This window comes from Corallococcus sp. AB032C (assembly GCF_003668935.1).
Taxonomy (GTDB): Bacteria; Myxococcota; Myxococcia; order Myxococcales; family Myxococcaceae; genus Corallococcus; species Corallococcus exiguus.
Map to the genome: position 1 here is coordinate 75528 of NZ_RAWP01000012.1, position 26150 is coordinate 101677.

The following is a 26150-nucleotide window of genomic DNA, read 5'->3' on the forward strand; positions in this document are numbered from 1 at the left end:
GGGGGCGCACGGGTGTAAGCACGTTGAGTGCAAGCGCTGCTCGTCTTTCTCATCGTCGCGGCGTTGTCGCTGCTCGCGTCCAGCCGGTCGCTCCTGGCTCCGGGCCGCTTCCCGGCGTTGGCACAGCTGGCGGCCAGCGGCCTGATGTTCCTCATCTTCGGGGCCCTGCTGGGCCCGTCCCTCCTGGGCGTGCTCACCGTGGGCAACCTGGAGTCACTGCGCCCGCTGGTGGCGCTGGGGCTGGGGACGGGGGGCGTGCTCTTGGGGCTCAACCTGGAGCCGCGCCTGCTGCGGTTGTTGCCCCGGCCCGTGTACGCGGCGGCGGTCGCGCACGCGGGCACGGCGTTCCTCTTCGTCGCGCTGCCGCTGTCCGTGCCGCTGCTGTTGTCCATGGGCCTCAGGCCCTTGATGGCGGTGGGCGCGGCGGCGCTCCTGGGCGCGGCGGCGAGCCTGTCCTCCGGCCACTTCGCGGTGCTGGGCTACCGCAACGGACGGATGGAGCGCGCGCGCGGTCTGGGCGTGGCGCTGCTGACGATGATGGACGACGCGGTGGGCCTGGGCGTGCTCGCGCTGGGCCTGGTGCTCGGCGTCACCGGCAACGCGGTGGAAGGGCTGGGCCTGCTGAGCCTGACGCTGCTTCTGGGCGTGGCGTGCGGGGCGCTGCTGGCGTTCCTCACCTATTCGCTGAAGGACCTGGCGGAGCAGACCACGGTGACGCTGGGCATGGTGGCGCTGGTGGGCGGCGCGGCGGCGTACCTGCGGCTGTCGTCGCTGCTGGCGGGCGTGGCGTGCGGCGCGACGCTGGCGCTGATGGGCGGGCGCACGGCGGAGCGGGTGGCGCGGGCACTCTCCCGCGTGGAGCGGCCCACGTACCTGGTGCTGGTGTTCCTGGTGGGCAGCCACATCCACGCGCGTGACATGTCCGCCTGGGCGCTGTTGCCCGCGTTCGTGGGGCTGCGCTTCCTGGGCAAGGTGCTGGGGGGACGCTTCGCGCAGCGGCTCACCGCGGGCGTGTTGGACCTGCCGCCGCGCTTCGGCTACGCGCTCATCTCCCAGGGCGGCCTGGCGCTGTGCCTGGTGGCCGAGTACGTGATGCTGGTGCCGGGCTCGCTGTCTCAGCGCGTGTTGGACGTGGTGGCGGTGGGCGCGGTCGTCAACGAGATGCTCGCGCACGGGGCCTTCCGGCACGTGCTGGCCGCGGAGCCCAGGGCCACGACTTCGCGGGACACGCCTTCCGCCGGTGACTCAGGGGTGGCGGCGTGAAGGGGTCCATCTTCCGGCTGCTGCTGCTCATGGGGCTGCTGGCGGCCATCACCCAGGCGCAGGTGGTGCGCGTGGACGCGGGCACGCCGGTGCTGCTGGCGGCGGGTGCGCTGCTGTTGTGCGGCCTGTTCGCGGGCAAGGTGGCCAAGGGCATGGGCCTGCCTCGCCTCACCGGCTACCTGCTGGTGGGCGTGGCGGTGGGGCCGTACGCGCTGGGCTTCATCCCCAACGCGGGCGTGAAGGGGCTGGAGCTGGTGAAGGGGCTGGCGGTGAGCCTCATCGCGCTCGTCGCGGGCACGGAGCTGCACCTGGGGCTCATCCGCCGGGTGGGCGCGCGCGTGGCGCTGCTCTGCGCGGCCGTGTGTGGGGTGACGTTCGCGGTGTGCTTCGGGGCGACGTTCGCGCTCAAGCCCGTGCTGCCGTTCCTGACCCCCATGACGGTGCCGCAGGCGCTGGCGGTGAGCGCGCTCATGTCCACGGTGGTGGTGTCGTTCTCCCCCACGGTGACCATCGCCATCGTGCAGGAGACGTCCGCGCGCGGCCCCTTCACGGAGTTCCTGATGGCGCTGGTCATCATCGGGGACCTGTTCGTGATGGTGGCCTTCGGCCTGGCGGCGGGCATCACCCGCGCGACGTTCGGCACCAGCGGCTTGGACCTGCCCGCGCTGGTGGGCGGGGTGGGGTGGGAGCTGTTCGGCTCCGTGGTAGTGGGGTGCCTGCTGGCCGTGGCGATGCTCCTGTACATGCGAGGCGTCAACCGGGAGCTGCCGCTGTTCCTCGTGGGGCTGTCGTTCGCGGCGGCGGAAGGCGGGGCGCGGCTGCACCTGTCGCCGCTGCTGGTGTCGCTGGCGGCCGGAGCGCTCATCGCGAACCTGGACGAGCGCGAGGGCCGGCGCATCCACCACGCCATCAACCAGGCGGGCCTGCCGGTGTTCGCGCTCTTCTTCGCCGCGGCGGGGGCGGGGCTGAAGCTGGACGCGCTGGTGTCCGTGGGGCCGGCCGCGCTGATGCTCGTGGCGCTGCGCGGCCTGGCCATCTGGGGAGCGTGCCGCAGGTTCGCGCCCGCGGAGGACCCGCGCCTCAAGCGCTACCTGTGGATGGGGCTCATCTCCCAGGCGGGCGTGACGTTCGGCCTGGCGGCGCTGGTGTCGCGCACCTTCCCGACCTTCGGGCCGCAGGTGGAGGTGCTCATCATCGCGATGATCACCGCGCACGAACTGGTGGGGCCCGTCCTCACCCGGCGCGCGCTGATGGGCAGTGGCGAAATCCGTGCGGAGGAGGCGGGCGGCGGCGCATAGTGGGGGCACCCCCCTCACCCCGGGGGTGGCCTCTTCCAGGAGCCTCCCGTCATGCCCGCCGCTGTCGCTCCCATCCTCGAGGTGGACGTGGATCACCCCTCGCCCCGCCACATCGCACGCGCGGTGGAGGTGCTGGAGAAGGGCGGCCTCATCGCCTATCCCACGGACACGTACTACGGGATCGGCTGTGATTTGAACGCAAAGAAAGCCATTGAGCGGCTGTACCAGCTCAAGGGCCGCGACAAGAAGAAGCCCTTGTCACTGCTGTGTCCGGACCTGTCGGACGTGGCCCGCTACGCGCACGTGAGCAACTTCGCCTACCGCGCGATGAAAGGGCTCACTCCCGGTGCATTCACCTTCATCCTGGAGGCCACACGCCTGGTGCCAGAGGTGATGATGACGAAGCAGAAGCAGGTGGGCCTGCGAGTGCCGGACGCTGCCTTGCCCCGCGAGCTGGCGAAAGCGCTCGGCCGCCCGCTCATCACCACGTCGGCGACCCACACCGACGGTACGGTTCTCTCGGACGCCCGGGATATCAAGACGGCGCTGGGCCATGGGCTGGATTTGATTCTTGACGGAGGCGTCACTTTGAACGAGCCGTCCACGGTGGTTTCACTGATAGGCGATACGCTTGAAATCCTGAGGCAAGGCAAGGGTAGTCTGGAGTCCTGAAATCCATTCCAGAGGGGGAAGCCTTGGCTGAGGGGGACCTACCAGCAACGCCTGTCGTCGACTCACCGGAGCGGGTGCCGGGCGCGTTCGCGCTGCTGGGCCTGTTGGTGCTCCGTCCCATTGACTTGCATTACCGGCTGCGCGAAGCGGGCATCCGTTCGCCCGCGGGACGCATCGGGCAGCTGTGGCGCGAACAGGCCGAAGGAGGCCGCGCCGCCGGGGCCTTCGTGGCGCGGATGCTGCTGCTGCTCGTCGTACTGTCGCCCCTCCTCACGGTGCTCGCGGGGCTGGGGCTGCGGCTGATGGGCGTGCCGATGCGGGGCGTGTACCTGGTCTCCGCCGCGCTGTGCAGCGCGGTGGGGCTGGTGGTGGCGCTGGTGTCGGGGCTCGCGTCGGGCGTGCTGCTGGGCTCGCTGGCGAGCGTGTCCATGCTGGCGGGGCTGCACGCCACGGCGGGTGGCGCCTTCGGTCCGGAGCACGGAGGCGTGGCGGCGATGATGGTGGGCCTGTGCCTGGGCATCGTGTCCGGCCTGTCCGCTGGGAGTATTGGCGGCCTGTCCAGCGGGCGCGGTCCGTCCGTGCGCAACGTGCAGGTGGCGGCCATCGCCACCAGCCTGGTGCCCATGCTGGTGTGGAGCAGCGCCTCGACGGTGTCCTTCGCGGGCGCGGTGGCGGCGAGCGCGCTGGTGGCCTTCCTGATGTGCGCGTTCCGGCTGCCGTTCTACGCGCTGGAGGTGCTGGCGCAGGCGGTGGCGTACGCGGTGGAGCGCTTCACGGGGAAGCCCACGCTGCGCTGGGTGCCGGTGCGGCATCACAACCTGAGCTACCTGCCGCACCCGTTCCTGAGCCGCCACCTGGCGCTGGCGGTGCGCTCGCGGCCGGCGGAGGTGCTGGCGGTGGCGGACGCGTGCCTGCGCTCGCCTGGGAACATCCTGGTGGGCTGGCCCTGGGTGGTGGAGGCGCTGGAGCGCGCGCACGCCCAGGAGGCGTCGGCGGAACCCCAGGCTTGAAGACGCCTGGGGCCGCCGCCGGGCGCTACTGCTTCCGCACGTCCGTGACGACCTTCGCGCCCACGTCGTTGGGGGCGTAGGTCAGCTTCACGGAGTCCCCGGCCCGGATGCCCTGGAGGGTCTGAGCGAGCTGGGGCTTCGTCGTGTCCACCACGTAGGTGAGCGGTGGGGCGTCCGGGGTGGTGCCCTCCAGCTGGATGCTGGACGGACTCACGCTCTTCACCTTGCCCGTCCGGGTCTTCTGCTCCTTCGCCACGGGCGCGGGCGTCTGCGCCAGGGCCGTCGTGCCCACGCTGCCCAGCGTGAGGACCGCCATCCACATCCATGCCTGTGCACGCATCTTCGTCACTCCTTGAGTGTGGGACGCGGCAGGGTGGACCGCTTCCCGGGGTGAAGGCAACGTCGTGACGGGTGGGGCCGTCAGGGAGTTGCCCTCGGGAGCGCGTCCGGTAGCCTCCGGGGACCATGGAAGGACTGCTCGACGCGTTCATCGCCTTCATCCGCGCGGAGCGGGGCTTGTCCGGCAAGACGGTGGACGCCTACGCGGCGGACCTCACCGTGTACTTCGAGGACCTGCGCTCGCGCGGCAAGGACGACGTGGCGCGCGTCAAACAGGAGGACGTGCTCGCGCACCTGGTGACGCTGGGCAAGCAGGGCCTGGGGCGCCGCAGCCAGGCGCGCCACCTGGCCGCGCTTCGCGTCTTCCACCGCTTCCTCGTGGCGGAGCGGCTGGCGGACAAGGACCCCACGGAGGACGTGGACACGCCGAAGTCGCCCCGGAAGCTGCCCGTGTTCCTCACGCTGGAGGAGGTGGAGCAGCTGCTCGCCGCGCCCGACGAGCGCACCGTCACGGGCCTGCGCGACAAGGCCATGCTGGAGGTGCTCTACGCCACCGGCCTGCGCGTGACGGAGCTGTGCACGCTGGAGCTCAACAACGTGCAGCTCACGGCCGGCTACCTGGTGACGAAGGGCAAGGGCTCCAAGGAGCGCATCGTCCCGCTGGGGCGCGTGGCGATTGAGAAGGTCCAGGAGTACCTGGCCCATTCGCGGCCGGAGTTCCTGGGCAAGCGCGAGGCGAAGGCGCTCTTCGTCACGCCGCGCGGAGGGGGCTTCACGCGGCAGGGGTTCTGGAAGCTGCTCAAGCGCTACGCGCTGAAGGCCGGCATCCTGAAGCCGCTGTCGCCGCACAAGCTGCGCCACTCGTTCGCCACGCACCTGGTGGAGCGCGGCGCGGACCTGCGCGCGGTGCAGCAGATGCTGGGCCACGCGGACCTGGCGACGACGCAGATCTACACACACGTCAACGGCGCCCGCCTGCGCAAGGTGTACGACGAGTTCCACCCGCGCAGCGACGCGTTCAAGCCCAAGCCCTCCGCGCGCAAGCGCCCGCCCGCGCCGTGACGCCGGGAGTCGAGCCGTCATCCCTCACGGGGTGAGGGGGACCCTGGACCGCGGGGAGGGGGCGGGGCGTGCGTCGCGCGCGAACGCAACCGCTTGCGGCGAAGACGCGCTTCGAGCGCGTGCGCGTGCCTCCGAAGCCGGCTCGCAGAGGAAACGACGCATTCCTGGGAAGTGGATCGCCACGTGCAGTGCAGGACGGACGCGGCGGACAGCGGGTCCGCCGCCCTGTCGCACGGTCTCGCGTACCACCCCACTCGGGCGCGGTGTGGCCCACGAAGGTCTGCTCGTCCATGAAGCGTTCTCGCCAATCCCTGATGTCAGGCGTCCTCAGCCTTACCGGCTGCGTGGCGCTGTCCCTCTCTGGCTGCAAGGTGCCGGAGGCCGACGCGGCGGAAGCGAAGGCTCCGCCCAAGAAGGCACCCACCTCCAACGTCGTGCCGGCTTCCGCCACCGCTCCCGCGGAGCCCGGCAAGGCCCGCACGCCGTTCGCCGCGGCTCGCGAGGCGTTCGAGCGCAACTCCGTGAACGCCAACCCCTTCGCTGACAACAACGGCAGCATTCCGCCGTCCTGGCAGTACTCGGGCCCGATGTTCAGCCTGAGCCACGACTATCCGCAGACGCCCGTCGCGCCGCCGGCCAATCCGCCGTGGATCGCCGCGCTCAAGGGGCAGCCCATCTCCAAGGCGAACGCGCTCGCGTACGTCAACGCGTTGAAGGCCTACATCGCGCCGTCCATGCAGACGCTGCTCTACAACTATCCCCGGTGGGATGCGGCGAAGGAGGGTTGGTACAACGAGCCGTGGCTCGCCTCCATCCGGGAGAGCATCCACGGCACGTACGTGGGCTCCGAGTTCCCCGCGGCCACCTTCGCCGCGTCCGGCCTCAAGGTCGACATGACGACGTACGTGCTGACCTACTACGACAAGGTGGCGGCGTACGCGCTGGGGCAGGTGTGGGGCAAGACGGCCATGAGCCCCACGCTCACCAACACGTCCGCGCAGTTCCCGGAAGGGTCCATCGTCATCAAGGTGGCGTTGACCAGCGCGCTGGCGAAGGACTGGCCGGTGATGCAGGGCGCGTCGCCGTGGCCCGTCTACGTGCCTCCGCCCAACGGGCCCACGGGCGCGAAGCCGGTGACGATGAACGCGTCGATCATGCAGTTCGACATCATCGTCAAGGACACGAAGTCGTCGCCCAAGACGGGCTGGGTGTTCTCCACGTTGGTCTACGACATGCGAGTGCCGGGCACCCCCTGGGACAAGATGATCCCCCTGGGCGCGATGTGGGGGGATGATCCCAACGTCAACTCCACGCTGAACCCGGGCACGCCGCTGCAGGAGACGGTCATCAACCCCGCGGCGCCCGCGTACTCCACGGCGACGCTGGGGTGGGGCGGCCGTCTGTCTGGCCCGAACGACGGCGCGGTGGTCGCGCCGGCCTCCATCAACGGGCAGATCGTGCCGGCCGTGCAGGCCTCGTCGTGCATGAGCTGCCACAGCGTGGCGGAGTGGCCCATGAAGACGTTCCTGTTGCCCACCACCACGATGCCGCCGACGGTCGTGGGCGACGCTCTGGTCCTCGAGCAGCCTGGTTCCGCGGCCTGGATGAAGTGGTTCCAGAACAACCCGGGCAACGTGCCGCTGGATCCCGGGACGGTGCCCATGGACTTCGACATGGTGTTCGCATTCAAGTCGCTGCCCGCGTGGCAGGCGGCGACGCAGGGCAACAGCGGCATGAAGGCCTTCGAGGCCGTAGACCTGCTCCGCGGCACGCAGCCCGTCAACCCGCGCGACCTCAAGTACAACGGCCAGTAGGCCCGTGACCTCCGGGAGGACCCCATGTCCATCTTCGACAAGGCCATCATCGGCGCCGGTGGCGGTGCCATGTATTACCTCGATGCGCGCATGGGGTCCGACCTCACGTCGGACGTCCGGGAGCAGTTCCAGAAGCAGTTCGGGAAGATCAAGAACCTGGAGGCTCGCAAGAAGGCGCTGGAGCACCTGATGTTCGTCGGTGACAAGGACATCGACATGCAGACGGCCCCGGAGAACAAGTCGCTGCTGGACCTCACGTCCAAGCGCGCCGTGTTCAAAAACACGGTGCTCATCGGCATGAGCAATCCGTGGCACATCGGCAAGAGCGACCAGTACACGGGGCGAGGCGGCAACTACGTCGTCAATCACACCCGCCAGGTGATCAGCACCCGGCCGCTCTCTTCCTTCAAGAACACCCAGTCCCGGAGCACGGTGAAGGCCGAGTGGGAGAAGGTCTTCAACACGAGTGACTCCGTGGTCGGAGAGGATGTCCTGTTCGAGCAGTCCCAGGGCTACACGACCCGCGAGAGCTTCAAGGACGAGTGGCTGAACGTCATCGGCCGCGCCATGAACCTGGGCCTGACCCGTCTCTGGGGCAACGTGACGAAGATCGAGTGGAAGCCGGACAACGACAACGACGAGGACAAGGCGCACTTCGAGATCACCTTCACGCCGGCGAAGTTCGAGAAGGAGCATGCGCCCATCAAGGCCCGCGAGCTGCTCCTGATGACTGGCAACGGGAGCTACCTCAAGCCCACGGAGGCCAACGGCATCAAGGTCCCAAAAGGGTGGGAGCGGGACCGGCGGATCATGGACATGGATCAGCTCATGCGCTTCCTCGTGGCGAACGGGAAGAAGCGCAAGCGGATCGTCGTCCAGGGCGGGAACGCGGCGATCGACGCGGTAGAACAGGCCCTCCGCTATGGCCATGAGGTGCACTGGCTGGTGCGGTCCGGAGTGAACATCCTCGCCAACTCCCTGCTCGTGCACGCCCCCAAGCTCGCCAAGAGTGGGACCTATGTGAACCAGTCCGTCACGTCGCAATTCAAGAAGGGGGTGAGCCTGGCGGAGGTCGCAAGCACCAGCAGCACGCAGCTCCGCGTGCAGGCCTACTCGCTGGAGGATGAGAAGAAGGGCAAGGGCGAGGACGAGGTCATCACGAAGAAGAAGACGCCCGTCGCGGACATCAAAGACGTCGACATCTACGTCTACTGCATCGGCCAGGAGGTGAACGACAGCCCTTCGGGGGTGGCGAAGCTGCTGGTCAGCAGCAACCTCCTCAAACAGGAGGGCCGAGGGGTCAAAGAGTCAGAGCTGGAGCTCATCTGCGACGAAGGCTGGCTCTTCCGGAGCCTGTCGCAGCGCAAGAACTCCGTGGAGGAGGCCGCCATCGGGCTCCGGAAGAGGTTCTCGGAGCGATGCCGCATCGACGTCCTGGGCGCGGCTTCCTTCATGCTGGTCTCACCCCAAGGAAAGCTCGGGAGCAAGCTGAAGCCCCTGACGAACTATTCGATCCAATCCGTCGCGGACGTGCGCCAGTTGGCGGCGCTCAAGGACGTGATGCGGGCGTACTGCAACACCCTGAGCGGCGCCTCGCTGGATCCGAAGAACGTCAACTTCCTGGGCGGCACGAAGAACGAGATCGCCGCCTTCATCGCCATGCACCACGAGTTCATCCCTCCGGTCGTCGCGGACGAACTCACCCACTTCCTCATGCGCGTGCGGACGCGCGAGGAGTTCACCAACGGCTACTCCGGGGACGAGATGGCGAACATCCGGGACGCCCTGAAGAAGATCGACAAATACTTCGAGACCCATGAGGACGTCCGGACGTTCCTGGAGAAGAAGATGACCCAGGTGGTGATGGACTACCGCAAGCTCATGCTCTCGCCCTTCCAGGAGGAGATCTCCACCTTGAGGTGGGCGGACATCCTCCGGGAGGACTGAGCCGGGCCGCCTTCGCACTATCCTGACAAACAGCTGTCACAAGGGAGGCCTACCGTGGCGTCATGACCACGAACACCTTGCCACCCCTGACCCTGCTGGAGCTGGCCGACCCGGGCCTGCCGGGCATCGAGAGCTACTCGCCCTTCTGCCTCAAGGCCCACCGGGCCTTGAAGTACGCGGGGCTGCCCTACGCGCGAGGCTGCGCGGACAACCCGGCCTCGCACCGCGCGCACAATCCCACGGGACAGGTGCCGGTGTTGCTGGTGGGAGCGGAGGCGGTGCCGGACTCCACGGCCATCCTCGCGCGCATCCAGCAGCTGGCGCCGGGCCGCATCGACGCGTCGCCGGAGGCGCTGCTCTGGGAGGAGCTGGCGGACACGTCGCTCAACGGCTTCCTGGTCGCCTCTCGCTGGGCGGATGACCGCAACTGGCCCCGGACGCGCGCCACGTTCTTCCACTTCATGCCGGCGCCGGTGCGCGCGGTGGTTCCAACGCTGATCCGGCGCAAGCAGGTGGAGCGGTTGGTGGCGCGGGATGTCTGGCGCACGGGCCCGGAGGCCTGCTGGCGCCGGTTCGGGGCGCTGTTGGATCAGCTGGACGCGCGGGCGCCGGAGCAGGGCTTCTGGTTGTCAGGGGCGCTGAGCGTGGCGGACCTGGCCCTGTTCGGGCAGTTGCACAGCTTCCGGACGCCGCTCACGCCCTGGCAGGGCGCGGAGGTGGATCGGCGCGAGCGTTTGAGCGCGTGGCTCGGGCGGGTGGATGTGGCGACCCGGACCGCGAGCGTGCCACTGCGCGCCGCGAGCTGATGGCGACCGGTGGCCGGCTCACCGGACGAAGCCCGCCACGGGACTTTCGAAGACCTTGCTCACGACGTTCATGGTCCGGAGCCAGGCCTGCGCCTCCTCGCCAAGCCGCCCGTAGACGCGCACGTCCACGGGCTTCGCGACACCGAGAAGCGCCTTGAACTCCGGCCACCCGGAGATCCTCCGGATGTGCTCCATGACCTGGCGCGAGTCCGCGAACGTGATGACCGCGCCGACCTCCGTGTCGTCGGGCCGGGCGTGGAACTGGATGCTGAGCAGGCTGCTCACGCTCTCGCTTCCGTCCACGGTGGTTGCCATGGCGGACATGGGGCGCGGAGCACCACCGGCCGGTGCGAGTTCCTGGGGCTCCTTCAGCGCCCTCAAGCGGGCACGTGGGCCGGCAGGCCCCGGGAAGCAGTGGCACCACATCGTCGAGCAGACGGACGGCGACGTGCAGCGCTTCGGTCCCCAGGCCCTGCACAACACCGAGAACGTGATCGCCATCGACGAAGCCATCCACCAACAAATCAGCAGGTACTATTCATCGAAGGATCCCTTCACCACAGGAGTACAAACGACTGTGCGGCAATGGTTGAGCGTCAATCCTTCCAGGCCCAACAGGACTTCGGGATGATGATCCTCATGCGCTATGGCGTCGCCCCATGAGTGCCCGCAAATTTCAGAAGGCCAGCATCGAAGAACTCGTCCAGTGGTACGCGGAGGGGTCGGTCGCATACGGGAAGGCCCTGGAGGCCGCCGACTCGCGGGCAGCAAACCGCGCCAACGACAAGCTCGTGGGAGCCTACCAGGAGCTCCGGAGCCGTGATGCGACGTCCCAGCTCATCCCGCTGCTCAAAAGCGAGGACGAAACCCTCCGGATGCACGTCGCGGCCCATGTCCTGGAATTCGCCCCCGAGCTTGGCGAGCCGACTTTGCTCTGGCTCGCCAAGCGTCCCGGGCTCCTCGGGTTCCGTGCGGAGTACGTCCTCAAGGCCTGGCGCGAGGGCACGCTCAAGTTCCCTTGATCAGGTTCAGCTCCCCGCAGCATCCAAGGCCTCCCGGATGAGCGGCCGGGCAAGTTCACGAACATGGGCGGACAGCCGCTCCTCGCTCGCCGGATCCAGGGCCTGACACGCGGTGGGGAAGGCCAGTTCCAGGTCCACCCGGACATCCAGCTCCACCTCGCTCAACACGGCCTCGGCATCGTCGCGCCCGCACTTCGAGAGGGCGCTGGAGACCCGCGCGGGATTCACCAGACGCGATGACCAATCCAGAAGCTCGGTGATGGACAACCGCTGGTGGGCATCCCAGGCCGTGCTCTCGTCGAAGCGGGCCTCGTTGAACTCCTCGATCTTCCGCTTGAAGGCGACGCGCTGCCCTGGTGCCACGGGCTGCTCACTCTTGATGACGAGCCCCTCCGCATGGTTGTCGGCCAACGGCGGCAGGCCCAGCATCGCTGGGAGCCGCGTCAGCGCTCGCGTCGGCGCGGCTTCCATCTGCGCCCGGGTTCCTCGCGCCACCAGGGGAGGGACGAGCACCCCAGCGGCCCTCGCGGCCGTCTCCACGTCGCGATGCGAGAGCATCACGCCTTCGTCCTCGTCCGACCGGGCCACGAGGATATCGAACAGCACCCAGTGAAGGCCCGGCGCGTACCAGATGCCCGTCTGGACCGGCATCATTCCAGGCACGGCCGGGACCTCCGGGTGGGGATAGCGGCCTCCCAGCAGCTCTCCGTACAGGTAGACGCGCGCGTCAGTGAGCCCCAGCGTCCGGACCGCCTCCAGCGCCGCGTTGCTCAAGGACAGGCGCAACAGCTGCCATCCAAAGAAGGAATCCCCCTCCTCGAGCCAGGCCTTGCGCTTGCCAAAGTGCACCGCCCCGTCCTGCACGCCCAGGACGAGCTGCGCGCCATGGAGCTTCTCCAGTGCCACCCAGCTCCCGGAAGGACTGGCCTGCCCCCGGGCATCACCCGCGGAGGACATCTTCAGGAAGGGTCGGAAGCGCATGGCCTCAGTTTCCGCCCAGGTCCCCCAGATTCAAACCGTAGGGATCCGTCGTCGTCCGCCTCGGTGCCGGCTCCGGCGCTCCCGGCGCCAGCGGAGCCACGCGGATCAGCCCCGCGGCCCTCAGCCGCTCCACGGACCGTGACGCGGCCAGCTCGCCCATCGCCGCCGTGCGCAACGCCTGACGGATGCTCCGGCTGCCCCTCAGCTTGGAATAGAGATACAGGTCGTCCGCTGTCAGATCCGCCGGGGCAGGGCGGGGGATGGGCTCGAACACCAGCCTCCCGTCCAACGCGAACAGCGCGTCACTCAACGCCAGCGTCAGCCCCACCTCCGCCTCGCGGTACAGCGCGTGCGCCTCCGGAACCGGCCCCCGCTCCAACACCTGCGCCGCCAATGCCACCGCCAGGTCGTACTTGCGCGACGACAGGAACGCGCGCACCAGCGCCAACAGCTCCGTGAACTCCGTGGACTCGCCCACCGTGAGGCCCGTCGACCGGTGCGGCGCCAACGCTCCCCGCCGATACAGATGCAGCACCCAGCGCGCCGCGAACAGCGGGGCCTCCCTCGCGCTCGCCAGCAGCTCGCCCAGCGTCGCGCCTCCGGCCGCCAGGTCCAGGAGCACGTCCTCCTCCTCGGAGAACGTCTCCACCGCGAACTCGCGGAACACCCGGAACGTGGTGTCCAGGCGCGGGAAGATGTCCCGGAACTGCGCCCACTCCCGCACCCGCGCCACCGCGTCCCGGTGCAGCGTGCTCAACTGCAGCCGCAAGCCCACCGCCCGCCCGGACAAGGGCAGCCCCGGCGTGAACTCCACCTCGCCCGACTCCCAGGCGTAGCAGTCGAACAGCGCCTCGCGCGCCTTGTGCTCCATGGCCTCCGTCAGCTGCGACAGCCCCACGAAGCAGCGCTGCACCAGGAACGTGCCGTAGGGCAGGTTCGCCCCTTCCGCCGCCTCGAACGCCGCCGCCGCCCGGGGCGCGTCCAGGATGCGCAGGTTCACCAGCACCTGCGCCAGATGCTCCCTCGGATCCGTGGAGGCCACCCCCACCAGGTGCCCGTCCCGCAGGTAGAACTCCCGGCGCACCGCGCCCCGCTCCACCCGCAGCGTCCCCTCCACTCCAGGCGTCGCGAACAACGGGGGCAACACCAACTGGAGCCGGTAGCTGGCCAGGTTTCCTGTGAACGCTTCCATCCGTGGGCGCCCTCCAAGGCGGTCCGATGTGCTGCGCCGGCCGCAAGGGTACCTGGGAGACTTGAGCCCTCTCAACCCCCTGAAACTGCTGGCCTTTTCCTGCCCGGGCGAAATGTTCCAGGGAAGCCGGGCGCGCGAGTGTCAGGCATTGGAAGGGCCCACCCGTCCCAACGGAAGGTTGCAGCATGACGGCGGGTGTGCGAACGAGCCGTGTCCTCCACCCGTCATTGGGAGCGCGAATCGCGATGCGGATTCTCTCAGGCGTCCAGTCGTCCGGAAAGCTGCACATCGGCAACTATTACGGGGCGATGCGGCAGTTCGTGCAGCTCCAGGATCAGGGCGAGGCCTACTACTTCATCGCCAACTACCACGCGCTCACCACCGTCCGGGACCCGAAGCTCGCGCTGGAGCTGACCCGCGACGCGGCGCTCACGTACCTGTCGCTGGGCCTGGATCCGAAGAAGGCCGTCCTCTTCCGCCAGAGCGACGTGAAGGAGGTGCTGGAGCTCAACTGGATCCTCGGCACCGTGGTGCCCCAGGCCCACCTGGAGCGCGCCCACAGCTACAAGGACAAGGTCGCCCGCGGCATCAGCGCGGACTTCGGCCTCTACGCGTACCCCGTCCTCATGTCCGCGGACATCCTGCTCTACAGCGCGGATCAGGTTCCGGTGGGCAAGGATCAGATCCAGCACATCGAGTTCGCGCGCGACTGGGCCGTGAAGTTCAACACCCAGTACGTCCCCGGCTACGACCCGGCGGATCCGGAAGGGAAGGAGCGGGGCCACGCGCCCGGCATCCTCAAGCTTCCTGCCGCCTTCGTGCAGGAGAACGCCGCCACCGTGCCCGGCATCGACGGACAGAAGATGTCCAAGTCCTACGGCAACACGCTGGAGCTGTTCGGCGAGGAGAAGGACATCAAGAAGCGCATCATGTCCATCAAGACGGACTCCACGCCCGTGGACGCGCCCAAGCCCACCGTGGACGCGCCGCTGTATGACCTGCTCAAGCTGATGCTCCCGCCCGGCGAGTTCTCCGACGTGGACGCGTCCTGGAAGGCCGGCGGCAAGGGCTACGGCGACTTCAAGAAGAAACTCCTGGAGGCCTTCCACGTCACCTTCGGCCCCGCCCGCCAGCGCCGGCAGGAGCTGCTCAACGACCCGGGCGAACTGGAGCGCATCCTCGCGGACGGCGCCGACCGCGCCCGGGCGGAAGCCACCCGCCTGATGGATCAGGTGAGGCGGGCCGTGGGAATCCCCTGAACGCCCGTTCCTGTTCAAATGTTTGACCCCCCTGGGAGGCATTGCTAAGGAGGTCTGTCCCCCCGGCGCGCGCTAAAGGCCGGAAATTCGGACCCTTACGCATGACGAAGTTCCCATCCCCCCAGAAGGACGCCGGCCGGTGAGCGAAGGTCGCAAGCCCCCACCGCCGGACGACCTCCCGCCGGACCCCGACGGGGAGGGATTGCCGCGCACGCCCGGAGACGCCTTCCGGGTGGCGCTGCCCAACTTCGAAGGTCCCCTGGACCTGCTGCTCCATCTCATCAAGGAGCACCGGGTTGACATCTTCGACATCCCGCTGGCGCTGATTACCGGCAAGTACCTCGAGTACCTGGAGCGGATGCGGGAGCTGAACCTGGACATCGCCGGGGAGTTCCTGGTGATGGCCTCCACGCTCGCCCACCTCAAGAGCCGCATGCTCCTGCCCCGGCAGGACGCGGCCCAGGTGCCGGAAGGGGCGGACGCGCTCGCGGCGGTGGAGGAGGCGCAGGACCCTCGCGCGGAGCTGGTGCGCCGGCTGTTGGAGTACCAGAAGTACAAGGACGCCGCGGAGCACCTGGCCAAGCAGGACATCCTGGACCGGGACGTGTTCGCCCGGAAGGTGCCCGTGGAGGCAGTCCCCATCCCCGAGGACGAGGTGGGGCTCCAGGAGATCTCCGTCCTGAAGCTGGTGGAGGCGCTCGACCGGGTGCTCGAGCGGCTGACGCCCAAGGTGCAGCACGAGGTGGTGCTGGAGCGCGTCAGCCTGTCCGAGGCCATCCTCCGGTTGGCGGAGCGCGTGAAGAAGGACGGGCAGGTGGTGTTCGAGGCGCTGTTCACGGAGGCGGCCACGCGCCAGGAGGTGGTCATCACCTTCATCGCCATGCTGGAGATGGTGAAGCGCCGCCTCATCAAGGTCTTCCAGGAGGAGCCCCTGGGCCCCATCCAGGTGACGCCCAACGGGGACGCGCTGGAAAAGCTCATCCCCACGGAGGTCGACGAGAGTGACTACCGGTAACGGTCCCGACGACGGTGACGAGACGCCCGCCCCCGGCACGCCCGGCGGCCCCGGACAGTTCTCCGAGGAGGAGATCGCCGCGGTCACCGGCCCTGGCCCGGACGACGCGGAGCTGGACGGGGTGGAGGCGGCCGCCATCGAGGAGGACTCGGACGACACCGAGAACGTCCCGGACCTCCAGTCCTCCTTCGAGAAGCTGCTCGCCAAGAGCCGCAACCTCTCCCCGGACCGCATCCGCACGGTGCTGGAGAGCGTGCTCTTCGTCGCCGAGCGCCCCCTGTCCGTGGACGAGCTCTACCAGGCCACCGGCATCCCGAGGGATCCCATCCTCCAGGCGCTGGATCAGCTCTCCGGCATCCACCGCGAGGGCATCAGCGGCGTCGTCCTCTACGAGGTGGCGGGCGGGTGGCAGTTCCGCACGGACCCCCACTCCGCGGAGTACGTCCGGCGCTACCTCCGGGTGAAGCCGCAGCGGCTCACCCGCGCGGCGGTGGAGACGCTGGCCATCATCGCGTACCGCCAGCCCGTCACCCGGCCGGAGCTGGAGGACATCCGCGGCGTGGACTGCGGCGCGGTGCTCAAGGCGCTGATGGACCGCAAGCTGGTGAAAATCCTGGGCAAGCGGGAAGAAGTCGGCCGCCCCATTCTTTATGGAACCACGCGCGAGTTCCTGGAGTTCTTCGCGCTGAAGGACCTCTCCGCGCTGCCCACGCTCCGTGAATTCCATGAATTGACCCAGGAGCACCGGGAAATCGTGGAGAAGGAGGCGGCTCCGCCAGTACCGGTGGCGTCGGGGACGGTGGCTGCGCTGTCGGACCCGGGGTTCACGAAGCGGATGGAGAAGAACGAGGCGGCCAGCGAGGCGGCCCTGGAGGAACTGGAGGAGGCCATGGCGGCCGCGGAGCGGAGCCAGAAGGTCAGCGCCAGCATCCTGGAAAGCCCCCCTTCGCCCGAGAAGGGTGATAGCGAGGGCCCCAAGCCCGAGTGATGGGCGGCAACTGGAAGAAGGCACGGAATGGCGGCGGAACGTTTGCAGAAGTACCTGGCTCGCGCGGGAGTTGCTTCGCGCCGGCACGCGGAAGAACTCATCACCTCCGGTCGCGTCGGAGTGAACAACGAGACGGTGACGGAGCTGGGCAGCCGGGTGGAGCCCGGAGTGGACCTGGTGACCGTCGATGGGAAGCTCGTCACGCCGCCGGAAGAGTCGTCCTACTACCTGCTGTACAAGCCCGTGGGCGTCGTGACGACGCTGTCGGATCCGCAGGGCCGGCCCACGGTGGCCAGCTATGTGGAGGAGACGGGCCGCCGCCTGTTCCCCGTGGGACGTCTGGACTACGACGCCGAGGGAGCGCTGCTCTTCACGGATGACGGCGCGCTGGCGCACAAGCTCACGCACCCGAGCTTCCAGGTGCCGCGCACGTACCTGGCGAAGGTGAAGGGCGTGCCGGACTTCCCCACGCTGGAGAAGCTGCGCGGTGGCGTGCGGCTGGAAGACGGCATGGCCACGCCGGTGTCCGTGGACATCTTCGAGAAGGCCGAGCGCAACACCTGGCTGAAGATCGTCGTGGCGGAAGGCCGTCCGCACCTCATCAAGCGCCTGTGCGCGGCGGTGGGGCACCCGGTGGTGCGCCTGTTCCGTCCGAACTACGCGGGCGTGGGCGTGGAAGGGCTGCGCCCTGGCGAACTGCGGCCGCTGAAGGTCGCGGAAGTGCTGCAGCTCACGGAGGTGGCGGAAGGCCGTGCTCAGCCGGCGTCCTCGGACCTGAAGCTGCCGCCGCGCCGTCACGGGCGTTCGGCGCCGGGCTTCGGCGGGGCGGAGGACGACGACATCGAGCTGTCGATGGACGACGACGCACCGGCCGCGCCGCGCAAGACGGAGCGCGCGGCGAAGAAGGCTCCGACGGGGCCCAAGACTCGCGAGGCGCGTCCGGAGCGCAAGGAGTGGAAGGGCGTGCAGGACGGAGGCACGCGTCCGCCGAAGTTCGCGAAGCGCGGGGCGACGCTGGAGACGGACGACAACGCGGATCTGGACGACGTGCCGACGTTCGACGACGACGGTGACGAGGCGGAGTCGGACGTCGCCGAGGGAGCCACCTACGGCAAGGCCGCGCGAGGCGCGGGCCGTACCGGCAAGCCCGAGGGTGAGCGTGCCCCCCGTGGCGCCGCGCGGTTCGGCAAGCCGGCCGGTGCGGGTCGTTCCGAGGGTGATGCGCCGCGCGGTGGTAGCCGGTTCGGCAAGCCGGCGCGCGGTGGTGACGAGGGCGGTGCTCCGCGCGGTCGCAGCTTCGGCAAGCCTGCCGGTGCGGGCCGTGGCGGTGACGAGGGCGGTGCTCCGCGCGGTCGCAGCTTCGGCAAGCCCGCCGGTGCGGGTCGTTCCGAGGGCGGTGCCCCTCGCGGGCGCAGCTTCGGTGACGAGGGCGGTGCTCCTCGCGGTCGCGGCTTCGGCAAGCCCGCCGGCCGCTTCGGTGCTGAAGGCGGCGCGCCTCGCGGTCGCAGCTTCGGCAAGCCGGCCGGTGCGGGGCGTGGTGGTGACGAAGCTCCTCGCGGTCGCAGCTTCGGCAAGCCCGCGGGCCGCTTCGGTGACGAGGGTGGTGCTCCTCGTGGCCGCAGCTTCGGCAAGCCTGCTGGCCGTTTCGGTGACGAGGGCGGCGCTCCTCGCGGTCGCAGCTTCGGCAAGCCTGCCGGTGCGGGCCGTGGCGGTGACGAGGCTCCTCGCGGGCGCAGCTTCGGCAAGCCTGCTGGCCGTTTCGGTGACGAGGGCGGTGCGCCTCGCGGCCGCAGCTTCGGCAAGCCGGCCGGTGCGGGTCGGGGTGGTGACGAAGCTCCTCGTGGTCGCAGCTTCGGCAAGCCCGCAGGCCGTTTCGGTGACGAGGGCGGTGCTCCTCGCGGTCGCAGCTTCGGCAAGCCCGCCGGCCGCTTCGGTGCAGAGGGCGGCGCTCCTCGTGGTCGCAGCTTCGGCAAGCCGGCCGGTGCGGGTCGTTCCGAGGGCGGTGCCCCTCGCGGTCGTAGCTTCGGTGACGAGGGCGGCGCTCCTCGTGGCCGCAGCTTCGGCAAGCCCGCCGGCCGCTTCGGTGCGGAGGGCGGCGCTCCTCGTGGTCGCAGCTTCGGCAAGCCCGCCGGTGCGGGCCGTGGCGGTGACGAGCGCGCCCCGCGCGGTCGCTCCTTCGGAGACGAGGGCGGCGCTCCTCGTGGCCGCAGCTTCGGCAAGCCCGCCGGTGGTGGCCGTTTCGGTCGTGAAGAGGGCGGCGCTCCTCGTGGCCGCAGCTTCGGCAAGCCCGCTGGTGCCGGTCGCTCCGAGGGCGGTGCTCCTCGTGGCCGCAGCTTCGGCAAGCCCGCCGGCCGCTTCGGCGCGGAGGGCGGTGCTCCTCGCGGTGGTGCCCGCTTCGGCAAGCCCGCCGGTGCAGGCGGTGCTGCTCGCGGAGACCGTCCCGAGCGTCGCGAGTGGAAGCCCCGGGGTGAAGACTCCGGCAGCCGGTCTCGCGGCGGCGGTGAGTCCTCGTCCAGCGGCACCGGCGAGCGCATCGTCCGCGCGGGCGTGAGGAAGGCCCCCCCGGGCGAGCGTGGAGGGGCAGGCCGTCCGCCCCCTCGTGGTGGCCGCTCCCGCTAGAACACCCCTCCTCCTGGGTCGCTCCGTCGGTGGGCGGCCCGGGAGGGCGTTGATATAACCGCCGCCTACCTCCAGCGTCCGCCGCTCCGGGAGAACGATGCGAATCCGCGTGCGACCCCTCTTCCTCGCCCTGACCCTCCTCGTCGGGTGCAACGGCAACCGGGATCAGCTCCTCGCGGAGATCCAGGATCCCCGTCCCGAAACCCGCGCCGCCGCCGTCAGGAAGCTGGCCGAGCAGAACAACGCGGACGACCTGGTCCTCTTCACCCGCGCCGCCAAGGACCTCTCCGCCTTCGTCCGCGGTGAAGCCGCCAGCGCGCTCGGGGAGAGCCAGGATCCGCGCGTCGTGGATCTGCTCGGAGAGCTCCTGGAGGATCCGGACGAGGCCGTGCAGGGCCAGGCCGCATTGGCGCTCGCCAAGGTGAAGAACGACAAGGCCAAGGCGTACCTCACGCTCCAGTACGGACGGCGGGGCCGCGCCACGCGCCGGGTCATCGTCCAGGCCCTCAAGAGCACCAACGTCCCCGGCGCCATGGCCTCTGTCGTCGCCGCCGAATCCAAGGGCCTCTGGGACCGCAACCTCCTGGCCCTGACCGAAGGCGTGCTCCCGGAGCGCGTGGGCGCCGCGGAGGAGCTGGGCAAGAGCGGCCGCCCGGAGGCGGTGAACCGGCTGCTCCCCATGGTGCGTGACAGCCAGGTCATCCTCGCCGCCGCCGCCGTGCGCGGGCTGGGTGACGCGGGCGACACCCGCGCGGTGGCCCCCATCGCGCTGCTCCTCGACGAGAGCTTCCCGGAGCTTCGCGAGTCCGCCATCAGCGCGCTGATGAAGCTTCAGGATCCGACGGCCGCGACGAAGCTCCAGGCGGTGGCGGTGGAGAAGAGCGCGGTGAGCCCGCTGGCCACCGACGCCATCCTGACCTTCCCGCGCACGCCCGCGACGGACGCCGCGTTGTGCGCCATCGCGCTCGACGGCGCCCGGGACGAAGCCCTCGACGCCGCCCGCGCCATGCGTTCGCGAGGCGGCTGCCCGGCGGACCCCATCGCGGACCGGCTGTCGCGCCCGGCCTCCGCGGCTTCAGGGCTCCAGGCGGTGACGGGCCTGGGCCCGGCGGCGCAGGCGCTGCTGCCCAAGGTGACGCCGTGGCTCAACCAGCCGGACGTCGGGCTGCGCACGCTCGCGGTGGAGGCGGTGACGCACGTGGGCGATGCCTCCGTGGTGCCCGTCATCCAGAAGCTCTACGAGCAGGAGGTCGCCGGGCTCACGGCGCTGCGCGCGGACTGGATCCCGCAGGCGCTGCCACGGAAGTACGCCGCGGACCTGGATCCGTCGGCCCCGCGTGCGGAGGTAGCGAAGGCGAAGGAAGACAACCGGTCGTCCAAGCACGCGCAGCTCTTCGAGCGGCTCCAGGCGCTCAACGCGGCCCGCGCCAAGGAGGCCGGGCGCGTGGTGGTGCCTCCGCGAGTCCCCTCGGAGCTGAGCGACGACGTGGAGCCCGCGAAGCTGCAGCCGCTGGCCACGCTGCTCACCGCGCTGGGTGCGCTCAAGGCGCCCGGAGCGCTGGAGATCCTCAAGGGCTACACGGACGACGCGAGCCCGGTGCTGCGCGCGGCGGCGCTGGTGGGGCTCGCGTCCGTGGGGCCTGAAGGCATCGAGGTGACCCGCACGGCGCTCCTGGAGCCCGACCGCGAGCTGCAGAAGACGCTGGCGCTGGCGCTGGCGGAGCAGGGTGAGGCCGGGCAGCTCGCGCTGGTGGCGTCGCTGCCGAAGATGGGCAGCGAGAAGCTGGTGGTCCTGGATGCGCTGACGCGCGTGGGGCCGCCGCCGACGTCCGCGTCGGCGGCGTTGCAGGGCGTGGTGAAGGAGGGTGGGGCGGAGGCGGCGCTCGCTGCGCAGCTCCTGGGGCGGATGGGCGCGAAGGACGCGGTGCCCACGCTGCTCAAGGCGCTGGACGACTCCAACAGCGTGGCCCGGCGCGACGTGCTGCTGGCGCTGGGCGTCATGGGCGACGCGAAGTCCGCGGAGGTGGTGGGGCGGGACCTGTACCACGACCTGCCGGAGATCCGGGCCGCGGCGGCCACGGCGCTGCGCAAGATGAACACCGGCGCGCAGGCCGAGCCGCTGGACGCGCTGAAGGGCGACTACTTCCGCGAGGTCCGCGTCGCGGCGGGGGCCTCGATGACGAAGGAAGGCACGGCGGCTGGCGGGGCGCAGTGAATGGAGCCGCGCGCGCTCAAGGACAAGGCGACGGAGGCCTTCGGCAAGGGCCGCTTCGCCAAGGCCGCCGAACTGTACGAGGACTACTGCCAGGCCGAGCCGAAGGACCACCAGAGCCGCTTGCGCATGGGAGATGCGTGGTCCAAGGCCGGGCAGCGTGACCGCGCCGTCTCCGCGTACCAGTCCGCGGCGGAGGGCTTCGCGAAGGAGGGCTTCCTCCCGCGCGCCATCGCCGCGAGCAAGCTGATCCTCGAACTGGATCCGTCCCACCGGGGCGTGCAGCAGATGCTCGCGGACCTGTACGCGCGAAGAGGCACGCCGGCCACGTCCAGGCCGAAGCCGAAGGACGCCGCGCCCCCATCCACTCCGGCGAGCCTCATCACCCCTCGGGAGGTTCCGCCCGAAGCCACCAGCGCCAGGCCCGTGCCCCCCGAGCCGCTGGAGGCCGGCGGAGCCCCGGTGGACCTGTCGGATGCGCTCCCGTCCGAGCTGGCCCTGTCGAACGCGCCCATCGCGGATGACACCGAGGTGGTCCTCTCCGTCGAGGTCGAGTTCGAGCCCACGCAGGACGAGCCCAAGGCGCCAACGGTGACCGAGGCCGCCGCGCCGCCACCCGCGCCCGCAGGCCAGTCCGTCCGAGTCGCACCGCCGTCCCCATCTCCCATGCCCGAGCTTCCCCAGATCCGGACGCCCAGCGGACGCTGGCAGGCGCTCGCGCCGCCCATCACGGGCCCCGAAACCACGCCGACCCCCACCGCGCCGAAGCCTCTCTCACAGGCCGCGCCCCCGGGCCTGCGCCCCCGCCGCGTCGACACTCCGTCCAAGCCCACGGCCACGGTCGCCGCGGGTGCCTCCGTGGTGCCCACCACCGCCGGAGCCCCGGAGCCCTGGCGCGCGTCCCTGCGCGTCTCCAGCTTCACGGAGCTGGAGATCGAAGCGGACTCGCTGCTGCACGCGGTGGAGCTGGCGGCCCAGCGGGGACTGGCCGAACACGCGCAGGAAGAGGAGCCCGTCTACGAGCTGACCGAGGAGGCCGAGCCCACCTCGGGCACCTGGGACGCGCTGCCGTCCATCCCGCTCTTCTCCGACCTGCCGCGCGACGCCTTCATCCAGCTCTTCGAACGCTGCCCGCTGCGGCGCTTCGGCCCCGGCGAGCGCATCCTCGCGCAGGGCTCGCACGGCGACGCCTTCTACGTCATCTGCGAAGGCAACGTGCGCGTCTTCCGCGAGGAGGACGGCCGCCGCCAGGACCTGGCCACGCTGGAGGTCGGCGCCTTCTTCGGCGAGATGGCGCTCCTGTCCGGAGCCCCGCGCGCGGCCTCCGTGGAGTCCGCGTCCGACGACACGCAGGTGCTCGAAATCTCCGCCGCCGTCCTGGCCACGCTCTCGCGCAGCCATCCGCCCGTGGCGAAGGCCCTCAAGAAATTCTGCCGCGAGCGGCTCCTCGCGAACGTGATGAACAGCTCCGCGCTGTTCCGCCCCTTCAACCGCAAGGATCGCCGCAACCTGGTGGAGCGCTTCCGGGCCCGCGACGTGGAGCGCGGCGAAGTCATCATCCGCGAAGGCGACGCCACGGACGGCCTCTACGTCGTCCTCTCCGGCGAGGTGGAGGTCCACAAGGGCGGGCAGCGGCTGTCGACCCTGAAGGAAGGGGACCTGTTCGGAGAGATCTCCCTCCTCCAGAAGACCCCGGCCACCGCCACCGTGGAGGCCACGCGCCACACCACGCTGCTGCGCCTGCCGCGCGAGGACTTCGACTCGCTGATCTCCAGCCACCCGCAGGTCTTGATGCTCGTCTCGGACCTGAGCGACGAACGCCTGCGCCGCACGCAGCACGTGCTGGACAGCCAGGCGGGGACGACGCCGGACGACGAGGACGAAGACCTCATCCTCGTCTGACCTGCCCTCGCGGGTCCCCGGCCCCCAATCCCACCCCGCGAGTCACCTGACGCAACCAGCCAGGGCGCCAGGTTGTGACGCCCGGAAGCGCCCGCTATCCTGCCCGGCATGGCTGGAGGCCAGCACGCGACAGCGGGATTGGGGCCCGACGACATCGCCGAGCTGGAAGCCATTGGCTCCGGGCCCGGCTATGACATGTTCCTGGCCCCTGCGCGCGCCCTCGAAGGCGCCGTGGAGGAGTGCCGCTCCAACATCGCGCTCGCGTTCCACAACACGAAGCGCGGGGTGGAGAGCGTCCTCGCCCGTGAGGCGGAGGTCGCCGCGCTCCCGGGTGTGAACGTGGAGGAGCTGCGCGAACTGCCGCTGCTCGCCCAGGGCCTGGCGTGGGCCGCGCTGCGCGTCCAGCGCGACATGCGGGCCAGCTCCTTCGGAGCCCTCTTCGACCGCGCCCAGCAACTGCGCCGCAAGCTGCTCAAGACCGCGGAGGCGCTCGCGGAGTCCTCCTTCCTCGCCGCCGCGGACGTGGCCGCCGCTCACGGAGAGGGCCACCGCGACGTGGTGGGGGACTGCCTGGGACTCGTGGCGCTGTTCCGCAGGCACGAGGAGAAGCTCGCCGGCCGTTCCCCTGTCACCCCCGAGGACGTGAACGAAGTGGAGCGCGTGGCGCAGCAGCTGCGCGCCCTGCTCGCTGCCCCGGGAGAGGCCCGCGAGGAAGACAGCTCGCCGCTGCTCTTCGAGGCCACGGAGACGCGAGACCGCTTCTGGACGCTGCTCACCCGGCGCCACGACATCCTCTGGCGCTGTGGCGCGTGGCTCTTCGGCCGGGACGTGGACATGCACGTGCCGCCGCTCCTGGCCCGCCACCCGCTGGTGCGCGCCGTCGAGCCCACGTCCATCGAACGCGCGAAGCAGCAGACGCCAGGAAAGCGCGGGGCGACCCCGATCGACTACGCCCCGGAAAGCAACGTGCGCTCCAAGGTCCGTTTCATGGTGAAGGTCGGCTTCGACTTTCCCTCCCGCTAGAGACCCATGCCTTTCGACGTGAAGGACATCCTCCGGCAGCTGGAAGCCGGCTTCGCCCCGGATTCAGGCGCTCCGAAGTGGTGGCAGGAGAGCTGGGAGGATCCGGAAGGGTTCGCCGTGGCGCTCGCGGAGGCCCACGCGGGCCGAGGCGTCCCGCCGCCCAAGAGCCGCCCGGGCCAGCAGTACGACTTCTTCCACGATCTCATCGTGCGCCACGTCGCGCTGGAGCGCCCCGCGTTCCGCACGCACCAGCGCATCCAGGGTTGGCAGGCCCTGGCCTACCGCACCCTGCACGACCTGGCCTCGCGCCGCGCCAGCGAGTGGGCGGATCAGGGCGTGGAGCCGGGCGCCAAGGTGTGCCTGGTGCACGGCGTGGGGCAGGAGCTGCTCGTGTCGCTCCTGGCCACGCTGAAACTGGGCGGCTGCTTCACGCTCCTGCCGCCCATGGGCCCGCGCGCCATGGCCACGCGGCTGGAGTCCCTGACGCCGGACTTCATCGCCGCGGAGCCCCACCAGCTCCCACTCCTCAAGGGCCACGAGCAGCTGCTGCTCAAGAGCCAGGGGAGGGGAGCGCCGGGCTTCACGTCGCACACGTACAAGCCCTCGGACGTGGTGGGGCTGCTCTTCTCTCCGCTGGTGGATCCGCCGCACACGCCCGTGCCCCTCACCGCGGAGAACGCGTGGAAGGGCGCCATCGGCGACGGGATGCTCACCTTCGGCCTTTCGCCGGGGGACCTCCTCGCGGCGCCGGACTTCCCGGTGCTCCAGCACCTGCCGGCGCTCCTCTTCGCCACGCTCCTGCGCGGCGCCACCTACCTGCACCTGGAGATGGCGGACCTGGCGCTCAACCCGGCCCCGCTCCTGGAGCACCCGCTGCGCGCCCTGGGCGTCACGCCGAAGCTGCGCGACCTGCTCGTGCGCCACCGCGCCTCCCTGCGCAACGTGCAGCACTGGTTCCGCAGCCCGGAGGAGCCCTTCGACGCCCAGGCGTGGCGCGCGTGGGTGAAGCAGTGCGGCCTCCAGGCCGTGCCGTCCTCCAACATCCTCATCGACGCGTCCGCGGGCGGCGCGGTGCTGGCCTCTTCGCGCGGCGTGAGCGAGGCGACCACCGACGTGCACACGGACGTCTTCCCCGTCCCAGGCCGCGCGTGGACGCTGAAGGATCCGAACCAGAGCGGGCAGGGCGCTCCCACGGACGTGGGCGTCTTCACGCTCCTGCCGGACAAGGAATACCCGCCGGGCCACGTCCTGCTCGCGCGGATCCGCCAGCGCTACCACTACGCGGGCACGCTGGGCTTCCGGCACGACGGCCGCACCTACTCCGCGAAGGAGGTCACCGCCGCGCTGGAGGGCCTGCCGTTCCTCGCGGGCACCAGCGTGGTGCCGGTGTCCACCGGCGGCCTGGCCAGCCACTCCCGCTTCCTCCTCCTGGCCTTTACCGGGGCCACGCCTGCTCCCTCGTCCGGCGAGCAGGAGATAAACCGACGCATCGAAATGTTGCTGGGCGGGGATTTCCTGCCCGACCGGATCGAGTTCTTCCCGCTCTTTCCCCACCGGGTGAAGGGCGCGGTCGACGACGCGTGGTGCGCCTCGCAGTTCTTCACCGGCGCGCTACACAAGAAGGCGAAGGACCCGATGTTCCAGGCCCTCACCGCCCTGCGGGGACGACTGCTGGAAAGCTCCGCGGCTTCGGGCGAAGATGATCCGTCGCCAGCGCGCTGAAAAG

General features: G+C 70.2%; 21 protein-coding genes. 17 read left to right on the top strand and 4 right to left on the bottom strand.

All coding sequences use genetic code 11. From position 1 onward, the window contains the following. Positions 1-27: 27 nt before the first annotated feature. The 4 genes from D7X99_RS07670 to D7X99_RS07685 are packed head-to-tail and all read left to right on the top strand — an operon-like array spanning position 28 to position 4243. Positions 28-1263, top strand: coding sequence for a sodium:proton exchanger (locus D7X99_RS07670; RefSeq protein WP_121777185.1), 1236 nt, complete (start codon positions 28-30; stop codon positions 1261-1263). After that, positions 1260-2561 carry a cation:proton antiporter gene (locus D7X99_RS07675; protein WP_121777186.1) on the top strand — a complete coding sequence of 434 codons (1302 nt, stop codon included), beginning with the start codon at positions 1260-1262 and terminating at the stop codon, positions 2559-2561. The genes D7X99_RS07670 and D7X99_RS07675 overlap by 4 nt, the downstream gene beginning before the upstream one ends. A 51-nt stretch (positions 2562-2612) precedes the next feature. Then, positions 2613-3233: an L-threonylcarbamoyladenylate synthase gene (locus D7X99_RS07680; protein ID WP_120581577.1), complete on the top strand. Its 621-nt coding sequence runs from the start codon at positions 2613-2615 to the stop codon at positions 3231-3233. A gap of 23 nt (positions 3234-3256) precedes the next feature. After that, entirely contained in the window at positions 3257-4243 is a 987-nt protein-coding gene (locus D7X99_RS07685) for a hypothetical protein (RefSeq protein WP_121777187.1), read from the top strand. A gap of 25 nt (positions 4244-4268) precedes the next feature. Here D7X99_RS07685 and D7X99_RS07690 read toward each other — a convergent pair whose 3' ends face one another. Beyond that, the gene (locus tag D7X99_RS07690) at positions 4269-4583 is read right to left on the bottom strand and encodes a hypothetical protein (protein WP_147476058.1); all 315 of its coding nucleotides are present in this window, start codon (positions 4581-4583) and stop codon (positions 4269-4271) included. 125 nt (positions 4584-4708) lie between these two features. On the opposite strand from D7X99_RS07690, the gene xerD reads away from it, so the two are divergent. The 4 genes from xerD (at position 4709) to D7X99_RS07710 (ending at position 10211) form a co-directional block, all read left to right on the top strand. Next, positions 4709-5644, top strand: coding sequence for a site-specific tyrosine recombinase XerD (gene xerD, locus D7X99_RS07695; RefSeq protein WP_121777189.1), 936 nt, complete (start codon positions 4709-4711; stop codon positions 5642-5644). A gap of 290 nt (positions 5645-5934) precedes the next feature. Further along, positions 5935-7458 carry a hypothetical protein gene (locus D7X99_RS07700; protein ID WP_147476059.1) on the top strand — a complete coding sequence of 508 codons (1524 nt, stop codon included), beginning with the start codon at positions 5935-5937 and terminating at the stop codon, positions 7456-7458. 24 nt (positions 7459-7482) lie between these two features. Next, a complete protein-coding gene (locus tag D7X99_RS07705; RefSeq protein ID WP_121777191.1) occupies positions 7483-9405 on the top strand; it encodes a hypothetical protein in 1923 nt (640 codons plus the stop codon). Between the two features lie 62 nt (positions 9406-9467). Continuing rightward, complete coding sequence (locus tag D7X99_RS07710) at positions 9468-10211, top strand: glutathione S-transferase family protein (protein WP_121777192.1); 744 nt, start codon at positions 9468-9470, stop codon at positions 10209-10211. A gap of 18 nt (positions 10212-10229) precedes the next feature. On the opposite strand, the gene D7X99_RS07715 is transcribed toward D7X99_RS07710, so the two are convergent. Further along, positions 10230-10535 (bottom strand): hypothetical protein, encoded by a 306-nt coding sequence (locus tag D7X99_RS07715; RefSeq protein WP_158626948.1) that lies wholly within the window; start codon positions 10533-10535, stop codon positions 10230-10232. A gap of 335 nt (positions 10536-10870) precedes the next feature. Here D7X99_RS07715 and D7X99_RS07725 point away from each other — a divergent pair, with 335 nt between their 5' ends. Further along, the gene (locus D7X99_RS07725) at positions 10871-11233 is read left to right on the top strand and encodes a DUF2019 domain-containing protein (RefSeq protein ID WP_121777194.1); all 363 of its coding nucleotides are present in this window, start codon (positions 10871-10873) and stop codon (positions 11231-11233) included. A 6-nt stretch (positions 11234-11239) separates the two neighbouring features. Here D7X99_RS07725 and D7X99_RS07730 read toward each other — a convergent pair whose 3' ends face one another. Then, complete coding sequence (locus D7X99_RS07730; RefSeq protein WP_121777195.1) at positions 11240-12214, bottom strand: RNA ligase family protein; 975 nt, start codon at positions 12212-12214, stop codon at positions 11240-11242. A gap of 4 nt (positions 12215-12218) precedes the next feature. Beyond that, positions 12219-13406 carry a DUF4388 domain-containing protein gene (locus tag D7X99_RS07735; RefSeq protein WP_121777196.1) on the bottom strand — a complete coding sequence of 396 codons (1188 nt, stop codon included), beginning with the start codon at positions 13404-13406 and terminating at the stop codon, positions 12219-12221. 245 nt (positions 13407-13651) lie between these two features. On the opposite strand from D7X99_RS07735, the gene trpS reads away from it, so the two are divergent. The 8 genes from trpS to D7X99_RS07775 all read left to right on the top strand — a co-directional run bounded on the left by trpS (position 13652) and on the right by D7X99_RS07775 (position 26146). Next, positions 13652-14665, top strand: a complete 1014-nt coding sequence (gene trpS / locus D7X99_RS07740) for a tryptophan--tRNA ligase (protein ID WP_121777197.1) — start codon at positions 13652-13654, stop codon at positions 14663-14665. 139 nt (positions 14666-14804) lie between these two features. Next, positions 14805-15680, top strand: coding sequence for a ScpA family protein (locus D7X99_RS07745; protein WP_120580752.1), 876 nt, complete (start codon positions 14805-14807; stop codon positions 15678-15680). Then, positions 15667-16668 carry an SMC-Scp complex subunit ScpB gene (scpB, locus tag D7X99_RS07750; protein WP_120580751.1) on the top strand — a complete coding sequence of 334 codons (1002 nt, stop codon included), beginning with the start codon at positions 15667-15669 and terminating at the stop codon, positions 16666-16668. The genes D7X99_RS07745 and scpB overlap by 14 nt, the downstream gene beginning before the upstream one ends. A gap of 27 nt (positions 16669-16695) precedes the next feature. Continuing rightward, entirely contained in the window at positions 16696-19287 is a 2592-nt protein-coding gene (locus D7X99_RS07755; protein WP_121777198.1) for a pseudouridine synthase, read from the top strand. A 97-nt stretch (positions 19288-19384) separates the two neighbouring features. Continuing rightward, positions 19385-21502 carry a HEAT repeat domain-containing protein gene (locus D7X99_RS07760; protein WP_121777199.1) on the top strand — a complete coding sequence of 706 codons (2118 nt, stop codon included), beginning with the start codon at positions 19385-19387 and terminating at the stop codon, positions 21500-21502. Further along, entirely contained in the window at positions 21503-23401 is a 1899-nt protein-coding gene (locus D7X99_RS07765; protein WP_121777200.1) for a cyclic nucleotide-binding domain-containing protein, read from the top strand. A gap of 108 nt (positions 23402-23509) precedes the next feature. Further along, positions 23510-24424 (top strand): hypothetical protein, encoded by a 915-nt coding sequence (locus tag D7X99_RS07770; protein WP_147476060.1) that lies wholly within the window; start codon positions 23510-23512, stop codon positions 24422-24424. A 6-nt stretch (positions 24425-24430) separates the two neighbouring features. Further along, complete coding sequence (locus D7X99_RS07775; RefSeq protein ID WP_121777202.1) at positions 24431-26146, top strand: AMP-binding protein; 1716 nt, start codon at positions 24431-24433, stop codon at positions 26144-26146. The last annotated feature ends 4 nt before the right edge of the window (positions 26147-26150 follow it).

Excerpts from the sequence above, each read along its gene's own strand:
- D7X99_RS07700 (WP_147476059.1), top strand. The coding sequence starts at position 5,935 with ATGAAGCGTTCTCGCCAATCCCTGATGTCAGGCGTCCTCAGCCTTACC.
- D7X99_RS07765 (WP_121777200.1), top strand. The coding sequence starts at position 21,503 with ATGGAGCCGCGCGCGCTCAAGGACAAGGCGACGGAGGCCTTCGGCAAG.
- D7X99_RS07775 (WP_121777202.1), top strand. The coding sequence starts at position 24,431 with ATGCCTTTCGACGTGAAGGACATCCTCCGGCAGCTGGAAGCCGGCTTC.
- D7X99_RS07705 (WP_121777191.1), top strand. The coding sequence starts at position 7,483 with ATGTCCATCTTCGACAAGGCCATCATCGGCGCCGGTGGCGGTGCCATG.
- D7X99_RS07680 (WP_120581577.1), top strand. The coding sequence starts at position 2,613 with ATGCCCGCCGCTGTCGCTCCCATCCTCGAGGTGGACGTGGATCACCCC.
- D7X99_RS07760 (WP_121777199.1), top strand. The coding sequence starts at position 19,385 with ATGCGAATCCGCGTGCGACCCCTCTTCCTCGCCCTGACCCTCCTCGTC.
- xerD (WP_121777189.1), top strand. The coding sequence starts at position 4,709 with ATGGAAGGACTGCTCGACGCGTTCATCGCCTTCATCCGCGCGGAGCGG.
- trpS (WP_121777197.1), top strand. The coding sequence starts at position 13,652 with ATGCGGATTCTCTCAGGCGTCCAGTCGTCCGGAAAGCTGCACATCGGC.
- D7X99_RS07730 (WP_121777195.1), bottom strand. The coding sequence starts at position 12,214 with ATGCGCTTCCGACCCTTCCTGAAGATGTCCTCCGCGGGTGATGCCCGG.
- D7X99_RS07690 (WP_147476058.1), bottom strand. The coding sequence starts at position 4,583 with ATGCGTGCACAGGCATGGATGTGGATGGCGGTCCTCACGCTGGGCAGC.
- D7X99_RS07710 (WP_121777192.1), top strand. The coding sequence starts at position 9,468 with ATGACCACGAACACCTTGCCACCCCTGACCCTGCTGGAGCTGGCCGAC.
- D7X99_RS07715 (WP_158626948.1), bottom strand. The coding sequence starts at position 10,535 with ATGTCCGCCATGGCAACCACCGTGGACGGAAGCGAGAGCGTGAGCAGC.
- D7X99_RS07755 (WP_121777198.1), top strand. The coding sequence starts at position 16,696 with ATGGCGGCGGAACGTTTGCAGAAGTACCTGGCTCGCGCGGGAGTTGCT.
- D7X99_RS07725 (WP_121777194.1), top strand. The coding sequence starts at position 10,871 with ATGAGTGCCCGCAAATTTCAGAAGGCCAGCATCGAAGAACTCGTCCAG.
- D7X99_RS07735 (WP_121777196.1), bottom strand. The coding sequence starts at position 13,406 with ATGGAAGCGTTCACAGGAAACCTGGCCAGCTACCGGCTCCAGTTGGTG.
- D7X99_RS07770 (WP_147476060.1), top strand. The coding sequence starts at position 23,510 with ATGGCTGGAGGCCAGCACGCGACAGCGGGATTGGGGCCCGACGACATC.